The 9,079-nt window shown below is 70.0% G+C and carries 8 protein-coding genes; 1 reads left to right on the top strand and 7 read right to left on the bottom strand.

Annotated features, from left to right (window positions below):
• Positions 1–191 precede the first annotated feature (191 nt).
• From KBA23_RS14095 to KBA23_RS14065, 7 genes are all read right to left on the bottom strand, one after another.
• A complete protein-coding gene (locus tag KBA23_RS14095; protein ID WP_290742013.1) occupies positions 192–1,682 on the bottom strand; it encodes a DUF1254 domain-containing protein in 1,491 nt (496 codons plus the stop codon).
• 11 nt (positions 1,683–1,693) lie between these two features.
• A complete protein-coding gene (locus KBA23_RS14090) occupies positions 1,694–3,151 on the bottom strand; it encodes a DUF1254 domain-containing protein (protein WP_290742010.1) in 1,458 nt (485 codons plus the stop codon).
• A gap of 119 nt (positions 3,152–3,270) precedes the next feature.
• On the bottom strand, positions 3,271–4,242 hold the full coding sequence (locus KBA23_RS14085) for an AraC family transcriptional regulator (protein ID WP_290742008.1): 972 nt from the start codon (positions 4,240–4,242) through the stop codon (positions 3,271–3,273).
• Positions 4,243–5,038: 796 nt separating this feature from the next.
• Entirely contained in the window at positions 5,039–5,173 is a 135-nt protein-coding gene (locus tag KBA23_RS14080) for a hypothetical protein (RefSeq protein WP_290742005.1), read from the bottom strand.
• Positions 5,174–5,378: 205 nt separating this feature from the next.
• Positions 5,379–5,555, bottom strand: coding sequence for a hypothetical protein (locus KBA23_RS14075; RefSeq protein ID WP_290742002.1), 177 nt, complete (start codon positions 5,553–5,555; stop codon positions 5,379–5,381).
• A gap of 26 nt (positions 5,556–5,581) precedes the next feature.
• Positions 5,582–6,034: an AI-2E family transporter gene (locus KBA23_RS14070; RefSeq protein ID WP_290741999.1), complete on the bottom strand. Its 453-nt coding sequence runs from the start codon at positions 6,032–6,034 to the stop codon at positions 5,582–5,584.
• Positions 6,035–6,384: 350 nt separating this feature from the next.
• Positions 6,385–7,965: a hypothetical protein gene (locus KBA23_RS14065; RefSeq protein ID WP_290741996.1), complete on the bottom strand. Its 1,581-nt coding sequence runs from the start codon at positions 7,963–7,965 to the stop codon at positions 6,385–6,387.
• Between the two features lie 154 nt (positions 7,966–8,119).
• Between KBA23_RS14065 and KBA23_RS14060 the strand changes: the two genes are divergently transcribed.
• Positions 8,120–9,079: sodium/glutamate symporter (locus KBA23_RS14060; protein WP_290741993.1), on the top strand; the 960-nt coding region annotated here is incomplete at its 3' end.

Raw genomic sequence — 9,079 nt, 5'->3', positions numbered from 1 at the left:
AGCATATTGATCAGCTGCGGATCAGGCCGCGGGATTTCAGGTAGTTCGGTCGCGTCAGGCGATTGCCTTCACAAGTCGCGGGGGACCGTAGGCTTGCCCCTTTGGTGCGGCCGTATCGAAGCGAACGGCCCTAACCTGCCGTTCAAGTGCTTTTGTGGCGTGTCCCGAACCTGCCGTTCATTCCGTGACAATCACGGCGCCTTCACGACATCGTCCGGCGTCCAGGTCTGATCGAAGAAGGACGTTCCGGTGCCGTAGAGGCGGATCGTCACCAGGAAGTTCCTGTCCGGTACCGTCTGGATCCAGTTCGCCGCGGGCGAGGCGGCCGGCTTCTCCGGCCCGAACCAGAGGTCGATCGAGCCGTCGTCGTTCTTCTCCACCGGGTTGAAGCCGTTGATCGACGACATCCGCTGAGCGGCCGCGACCATGGTGCCGTCGGTGATGTTGTAGGCCGTCACAGCCCAGAACAGCGCCGCTGGCGGGTCGGGGGGCATGTGCAGCTTGTAGGCCTTGCCGCCGTCGAGGAAGTCGCCGCCGGCGTCGACCAGCGCGACCGGATACTTCGAGCCCGCGTCGAGCGTGCGCATCACCATCGCCGGCGCCGAAGAGTAGGCGACCTGGAAGTAGGTCGCGCGCTGCAGGGCGTCGAGGTAGCCGTCCTGCAGCCACTCCGACGTTGCCCCGCCCCAGACGTTCAGCCAATGCCGGTCGGGATAGTAGAGTTCGCGGCCGTCGGGGCGGCCCAGCTGACGCTCGGCCATGATCATCCGCGGTGCCGTCTCCACGGCCTTTTCGAGCAGCGCGTGCTGGGCCTCGGTCAGCTCGAAGGGCTTGCCCTTCTCGATGCCGATCTGCGCCAGCATCCCGCGCAGGTCGGGGTCGATCGCCGCCACCGGCTCATAGTCGACGAACGCTTTGAGCTTGGTCCAGTAGCTGGCATCGACCGGGTACATCATGTCGATGTCCTTCCCCGAGCCGTCGGGAAACTCCATCGGCTTCACGTCCTTCTCCGGCGTGAAGAGCGGGTAGATCCGGGTCCGCTCGGCGTTCGCCACCGCCGGCGCCGGGTCGGGGCCGCCGTCGCCCTGCTGCATAATCGTGCGGAAGAACAGGAAGACATTGTAGGTCGGCGAGCGGAAGGTGAAGTAGCCCTGCGGCACATCGCCGTCGTAGTCGGGCGGCAAGAGCAGGTAGAGCCCGCCGCGCGCCCGGTCCGGCCCGATGGCGCCGACGTCGGTCAGAGTGCGCTGGAAGAAGTCGGTGAACATGCCGATGACGTTCGGCGGGGCCGCCACCACCAGCGGGCCAGTCTCCTTCAGGTCGAGGTAGCTCATCGAGTAGATGACGTCGGCGTTCGGCGTCGGCACCCAGGTGCGGCTGTCCATCCGCTCCTTCCAGATCGGCAGAACGTTGTAGCCGGCGCCGAACACCGCTTCCGATCCGTCGCGCATGCCGATGACATTGAGCGCCGGCAGGGTGCGGAGGTAGGCCTGGATCGCGGTCTGGTAGTAGAGGTCGGCGCGCTGCCGCTCGGCCTCGGCGGGGTCGAGCCACTTGCCGCCGTTGATCTGCGCCATCAGCGGGCTGAGGGGCGACGGCGCGTCCTGCGCCGTCGCGAGCGCAGGGGCGAGAAGCGCGAGCGCTGCGGCGAGAAGCCGGATCCGGGTCATGGGTGCAGTCATTGTCGCCTCCGTCACTGCATCGCCTCGATCTTCGGCGGCTGCCATGTGCCGTCGAGGATCGGCTCCTTGCCCCAGTAGGCGCGAATGTAGAGCGAGAACGGCCCCTCGGGCGCGGGCAGCCAATTCGCCTCCTTGTCCGCGCCCGGCGACTTCGCTCCGGCGTAGAGCGTCAGCGAGCCGTCGGCGTTGCGCTGGAGCGTCGTGTTCTTCGTTCCGAGCGAATAGCGGTGGAGGTCGTTCGGGTGGAAGAAATGCTCCTTGTTGTAGAGCGTCATCGACCAGAAGCCGTTGACCGGCGGCTCCTGGCCCGCGGCGAAGGTGATGGCGTAGGTCCTGGACCCGTCGAGCGCGGCGCCGGAGGCGTCGTCGTCGGTGTAGAAATACTGCGTCTCGTTCGGCCGGTTGTCGAACATGTTCGACCGCGCCGTCCCGGTCCGGTCGTAGTAGTCAACGCCCCATTGCGCATTGTTGGTCGAGCGGTTCCAGCCGTTGCCCGCCGGCCTGCCGTTGTGCTTCCACTGCAGGAAGGGGGTGATGATCTCCGCTTCGGCCTTGGTGGCCTCGTCGACGATCGCCGCCTTCAGCGCCGGCTCCTTCGCCGCCACGTCCATCAGCCAGCGGAACTGGGCGTACATCGCCTCCTCGCCGGGCAGAGGCGGCACCATCGTCAGCACCTCAGGGAACTGGTCGAAGAACCTCTCCGGCACCACCCAGCGGGTTTCCTCGTTGCCGCCCTGGTCGGGGTTCTCGATGTCGGGGGCGGCAGCCCATTCGATCGTCTTCATCTTGCCGTCGAACTCGGACAGCGGATAGGCGACGACCTGATTGATCAGCGGCTGGATGGCGGCTCGGTCCGCGTCGGTGTCGTTCTGGAAGATGCGCGGGATGGCGTTGGCGAGCGTGGTGGAGGAATGCATCACACCGGTGATCCCCTCCGGCGCCTCGCCCTTCCAGTTCGGCCCGACGAGCAGGTAGAAGCCCGGCTTCGAGCCGTAGGGCTTGCCGAGCTCGCCGTACTGGTCGGTGCGCTGGTCGTAGAGCGCGTAAACCCAGAAGCGGTCGCCGAAGTCCGGCGCCTGGATGACGACGGGCTCCGTGTCGAGGTCGAAGAAGCCGAGGCCATAGACCACGTCCTGGTTCGGGCAGGCGATGAAGCGCTGGCTCGGCTCGATATAGTCGTGCAGCATGCCGATCTGCCCGCGCGGCGCCGCCGGCAGCACGCCACCGAGCAGGCCCGGGTGCGGCGCCTGGGTGATCCGCGCCCGGCGGTTCAGCATGTTAACCATCGGCCAGCCCCAGAGGTAGGCCTGCCGCGCGACGGCGCGGACATAGGCCGCCTGCGGCGTCACCTCGGCGGAGGGCAGAGCGAGGTCGGCGAAGGCCGGGGGTGCGGGCTGGGCGATGGCCGGTGCAACGGAGAGGAAGGTTGAGGCCAGCAGCAGCGCGACTACGGATCGGACGGGCAGCACGATGGGTTCCCTCCTGTCGAGCGCCGGACGCCATCCGTGCGTGCACACGCCGGCGGCTCCGGCTCCATGCGCGCAATCTACTCTGCCGGCTGGACGCTTCTATGCGGATCGGGCCAAAGTCAGTGCCGCAGGTTCACCGTTTGTCGATAGGCGGCCCGGGTCTCCGACGGCAGCTCGTCGAACAGCTCGCGATACCAGCCGGAAACGCGCCCCGGCTCGCCGACGCCCCACTTCGCCGCGATGATCGCGATCGAGGTCCGTGCCTCCTCGGGCGAGACGAGGTCGTGCCTGATGCGATGAAGCCGAAGCCGGCGCGCGTAGAGGGTCGGGCTCTCCTCGACAAGCGCGCAGAATGCTCGGGTCAGGGTCCGCCGCGAGGTGCGGGCGGCGGCGGCAACCGCGTCGAGCGAGATCGGTTCTTCGAGATGGTCGGCAATGTAGGCGCGGGCGCGACGGACGATGAGGCCATGGTCCGTCCGGCGTCCGGTCCCCACCATCGTCTGCGGCTCGTGGGCGCAATGGGCGACAATGGCGGACAGGATGTCCGGGGCGAGGCACGGGTCGCCGCCCAAGCCCGTGTGAACCGCCATGACCCGCCGGTGGAGCGCCTGCACGACCGCGTCCGGCGCCGGCCGCGCGTGGATTCGCGTCCCGCCGAGGACGCTGCGGTCGAGGACCAGATCGCGCCTTGCGGCCTCCTCCTCCAGACGCTCCTCGGTCAGGGTCGCGGTCGCGTAGCAGGCGCCGGGCGCATAGCGCGCGTCGTGCTCGTCGCCGGCGAGGAAGATGCCGACGCCGCCGGTCGCGACGTCCCGGTGCCAGTGCCGGGCGCCGCCGGGGAAGGCGAGGCCGATGCCAACGGTGATCCGCTTCTCGGAGAGCGACCCCACAAGCGAAACCCGCCCGTCGATACTGCCGCTTCCGTAAAGGATGCCGTCCGCCTCCGAGAAGGCCAGCGATCCCGCCATCCGGCCGCGCGACATCTGGACGGCGTCCAGCCCCGCGCCGAGCACCGCATCGCGCAGGCTCTCGATGCCCGAGATCGCGAGCCGCTGCCATGCCCGAGCCGAACCCAGGGATGCGTCAACCACGCCGTCCCGGGAAAAATCGGTCTCGTATGGTCGAAGGCGGCGTCCCATGCCAGGCTCCAGAAGACCTGAGGCATTCTATCACGGCAACGACGGCGCAGACCATGCCGCTCCCATCCGCTCCCTGGGAAGACCCTGGGAAGGTAAAGGTATTGCTCTGCCGAGCGGTCGGAGGGACAACAGTGCGCTTTTCGCTCCACGAAGATGCACTTGTCACCCGCGGGCCAAAGCGCATTGCCGGGAGGCAGCGACCATCGTCTTCGCGTGTGAAGGGACGACCTCGGCGGCGACGACATCGACTGGGACCGCGGCGACATTACCATCGACCAAGACGACATCGACATCGACGTCGACAGGGGCGACGGCATCTCGATCGGCGACCGCAAGCGGCTCCGGGACAGCGGGGGAAACCGCATCGAGACCGGCTTGCAGGGCGGCGCGCGCAAGGGGTCGGTCTCCGATCCGGCGAGCCGCGCCTTCGCGCGCGAGTAGGTCGAAGGGCGGCTGAAGGCCGGGAGCCCGCCGGCCAGCCTCGGGACGCCGCGGCCGGGGTCGGACCGCGGGCCCGCCGCCGTCCAGCAGTGCCGCCCCGCGGTGTCGCCGGACCGGGTGCGCGCGCCGAGCGTGCAGCCATCGCGACCCTCCGGCGCGAGGCAGGCGACGCGCCCGCGCCCCTCGGCCTCGCCCATGCGCGGCGGCGGCCGGCCGGCGGCGATGCGGGGCGGCCGCGGCGGGCGGCGCTGAGCGCCAGGCTTTCCCGCCGCCGGCGGGGACGCCCCTGCCGCTGGCCGGCGATGGGTCAGAACACTGCCGGCACGACGTTGCGCCCGCTGCGGTCGGGCTTGAAGTCGTCGGGCTTCTTCTGCCGCTTGCCGAGCTTCGGCTCCTCGTATTTCACCTTCTCGTAGGGGATCGAGGCGAGGAGGTGGGTCAAACAATTGATCCGCGCCGCCTTCTTGTCGTTGGAATCGACGGTGCGCCATGTGCTCGGGGAGCGCGTGGAGCTTGAGGTAGACGAGGCCGACCGAGACGAGCAGGAAGACGGCCATCATCGTCATCAGCCAGTCGGACTGGCCGGGCGCGGTGACGAAGGAAGGCAGGGTAGTGCGGCGCCGCCGGGTTCATCGCAGGGTGGTCCATCAGGGGCCTCCGCTCGGGTCGGTCGGCACGCCGAGGCGGGTCCAGGCGACGACGAGCTCATAGAAGACCGAGAGCACCACCGGGCCGAGGAACAGGCCGACCAGGCCATGCGTCAGGGCGCCGCCGATCACGCCGGTGAGGATCACGAGCATCGGCGTCGAGAGGCCGCGGGCCATCAGCATCGGCTTCAGTACGTTGTCGATCAGCCCGACCGGGACAAGGAGGAGGTGAGGACGAGGGAGAAGCTCGTCGGGGTCGCCCAGATCCAGACGAGGAGCGGGAGCAGGACCGGGGCGGCGCCGATCTGCACGATGCAGAGGAGCAGGGTGAGGAAGGCGACGAGGCCGGCGCCGGGGATGCCGGCGGCGTAGAGGATGATGCCGGCGAGCAGCGCCTGCAGCAGCGCGACGCCGATGACCCCGCACGAGACGTTGCGAATCGTGGCGCCGGCGAGGTCGACGAAATGTGCGCCGCGCGGCTGGATCAGCCGGTTGGCGAAAGCGCGGGCGCCGGCGGCGAGACGCGGGTCGGGCAGGAAGAGGAAGCCGGCGATGAGGAGGGAGAGGACGAACTTCAGCACGTCGGCGCCGAGGGCCGCGACCTTGGCCAGCACGGTGCCGCCGGCGGGGAGCATCGCCGGGCCGTAGCGGTGCACCGCCTCGTCGAGGTTGCCGGCGGCGGCAGCTTCAGGGTGCCGGCATCGACGCCGGCGGCGATGCGCTGGACCGGGTCGGCGAGGCTGGTCGCCAGCACGCTCACCGGCCCGAGGACGGTGGCGAGGGCGACGAGCGTGAGCAGGGTGGCGGCGAGGCGGCGGGCGAGCCAGTCTTAGGCGGGGTAGACGGCGGTCGCGAGCAGGATCGCCCAGATCACAATCGGCACGAACGGCTGACGAGCTCGAGGGACCACCAGGCGAGAGCCCGAGGAAGGCGAGGCGGACGACGAAGTCGGTGGCGCCCGCTTCGACCTCGGCCCGGCGGAGGGTGGAAGGCGCATCGGACGGCCCTACCCGCCGACCGCGAGGCCGGCCTCGGAGAGGGCCTTGACGATCAGCTCGATTAGCTCGGGCGCGACGTGGCGGGCGGCGAGGTCGGCGGCTGCGCGGGTGCCGTAGTCGGGGTCGATGCCGCGGATCGCGGCGACGGCGTCGGCGGCCTCGTCGGCGCGGCCGAGCGCGGCGGCGGCGGCGGCGACCGCGACGTGGCCGTAGAGCACCTGCGGGGCGTTGACCCGGCGCGCCTCGGCCAGGGCGTCGTCGAAGCGGCCGTGGGCAAAGTGCCAGAGGAAGAGGCCGATGCGGTAGCTGCCGGGCTGGGCCGGGTTGGTCGCGTAGGATTCCTTGAGGAGCGGCGCCGCCTCGTCCCAGTGGGCAAGCATGGCGTAGCGCTGGCCAAGATCGGCGAGGATCGTCGTGTCGTTGGGGTTGAGAGCGCGGCCGGCTTCCAGTGCGTCGAGCGAGGCGGGGACATCGCCGGCGAACCAGCGGGCGAGGCCGAGGGCGTAGCGCGCCCAGCTCGAGGCGGGCGCGAGTTCGACCGCGCGGGCGGCAAGATCGAGGGCCCGGTCGCGGGGGTCGGGCTCGGGCGCGCCGGTCGGGTGGCGGAAGCGCCAGGCGTTGGAATAGACGAGCGACAGGCAGGCCAGCGCCTCGGCATAATCGGGCTCGCTCGCGACCGCGCGCTCGAGCCCGACGCGGACCGCCTCTATCATCTCGCGGTCGAAGGTGCGCCAATAGGCGTAGAAGAGGAGGACGGCCGCGTAGCTGCCGAGAAGCTCCGGCGGTTGGCCGTCGGCGTCGCGAGCGCAATCGGACTGGATCGCGCCGTAGGGCTGCGCCAGCGCCCGGGCGACCCGGTTCGCCACCTCGTTGCGCAGGCCGATGATCTCGGAGGGCGCGAGCCGGCGCTCGAAAGTCTCGGCCCAGACGGCGCGGCCGGTCTCCGCCTCGACGAGCAGGACGTCGACCTCGAAGCGGTCGGGGCCGAGCGAGGTCTGGCCGGTGACGAGATAGTCGGCGGCGCATTCGCGGCGGACGGCGTCGGGATCGATTTCGGCGGGATGGCGGAGCGCAGTCTCGGCGCCGAAGATGCGGAGCCCGGTGAAGCGGGTGAGGGCGATGATGAGGATCCGGGTGAAGCCGCGGGTGAAGGTCGGGAAGGCGGACTGGTCGCCCTCCGGCTCGAAGGCGGTGACGAGGATGCGTGGCGCGCCGGGGAGCGACCGCGGCAGGCCGACGGGCGCGATGTTGCCGAAGACCGGCGCGTAGCCGCCACGGGGTATGTCGATCCTGAGGCTGCTCGTGCGGCCGTCGGTCAGGTAGTAGCGCTCCAGCGAGCGGCGGAGCCGGCCGGCCTCGATGCGGACGATGGAGTCGAGCTGCGGGTCGAACTTCGGGTCGCGGCCGAAGACCTCGGTGGCGACGTTGTAGGCCTTGATCCGGTCGGCGCGGCCGGCGAGGGCTTCGTCGACGACATAGGAGAGGAATTGGCGGTTGCGCTCGCTGGCGTCGAAGGCGGGCGCGGCGAGGATGCGTGCGAGTTCCGCGCGCACGATGTCTGGCGAAACGGCCTGCTTTCCGCTCTCCATGACGTGGCTGCCGCGCTCGTTTCGAAACCGAGGCAGAATGCCACATCAGCCGACGGGCCGGAAGGCGCCGCGGGGCGTTGTAGACAGTAACGTACTTCGGTCTCCGGCGCCCAGCGAAGACGCTGCCGCGAGAGACAGAGGGAGCAGTCCAGACATGGCGGACGAAACCAGGGCGCTGGTGGCGCCGGATTTTCTCGCGCTCACGATCGGAATCGTCGTCTTCTTTATCGGCGTGCTTATCACCCAGCGTGTGGACTTCCTGCGCCGCTACAGCATCCCCGAGCCGGTGACGGGGGGGTTCGTCGCGGCGCTGCTCGTCTGGGCGGTGCACGGGGTCTTCGGGGTCGACATCGGCTTCGACATGACGACGCGCGACAAGCTGCTGGTGATCTTCTTCGCGACCGTCGGCGTGAATGCGCGGCTGAAGGACCTCGCGGCCGGGGGGCGGGTGCTCGGGGTGCTCTGCCTCGTCACCGTCGCCTTCGTGTTCCTGCAGGACACCGTCGGCACCGTGGGCGCCGTGCTCCTCGGGATGCCGAAGGCGGCGGGCGTGGTCGCCGGGTCGATGTCGCTCGTCGGCGGGCACGGCACGGCGATCGCATGGGGGCCGACGATCGCCGCCGAGCACGGCTTTCCGGCAGCGCTCGAGAGCGGCATCGCGGTGGCGACGGTCAGCCTCGTCATCGCGAGCCTGCTCGGCGGGCCGCTCGCCAAGTTCCTGATCGAGCGGCACCGGATCGCGGTGCCGGGGACCGCGGCGGAGGACGGCGCGCTGCCGCCTGAGGCGGACGCCGCGCCGATCGACAAGATGGGGGTGATGCGGGCGATGCTCGCGGTCAACGTCGCGGTGATCCTCGGCTACCTGGCGCACAGCGCGCTGACCGAGGCGACCGGCATCAACCTGCCGCTCTTCGTGCCGTGCCTGATCGCCGGGATCCTGCTCTCGAACACCGTGCCGTACCTGCTGCCGCGGCTGCAGTGGCCGGCGCACACCGCGGCGCTCGAGCTCGTGTCGAGCAACGCGCTGTCGATCTTCCTCGCCATGTCGCTGATGAGCATGCAGCTCGGGACGCTGGCGAGCAACGCCGCGGCGCTCGCCGCCAGCGTCCAGAGC

This window comes from Amaricoccus sp., assembly GCF_017995835.1.
Taxonomy (GTDB): domain Bacteria; phylum Pseudomonadota; class Alphaproteobacteria; order Rhodobacterales; family Rhodobacteraceae; genus Amaricoccus.
This window is presented reverse-complemented; position numbering and strand designations above follow the sequence as displayed.

What these genes read in the sequence shown, in the direction of transcription:
- KBA23_RS14095 (WP_290742013.1), bottom strand. Translation starts at nt 1,682, where the DNA reads ATGACTGCACCCATGACCCGGATCCGGCTTCTCGCCGCAGCGCTCGCG.
- KBA23_RS14075 (WP_290742002.1), bottom strand. Translation starts at nt 5,555, where the DNA reads ATGGCCCGCGGCCTCTCGACGCCGATGCTCGTGATCCTCACCGGCGTG.
- KBA23_RS14065 (WP_290741996.1), bottom strand. Translation starts at nt 7,965, where the DNA reads ATGGAGAGCGGAAAGCAGGCCGTTTCGCCAGACATCGTGCGCGCGGAA.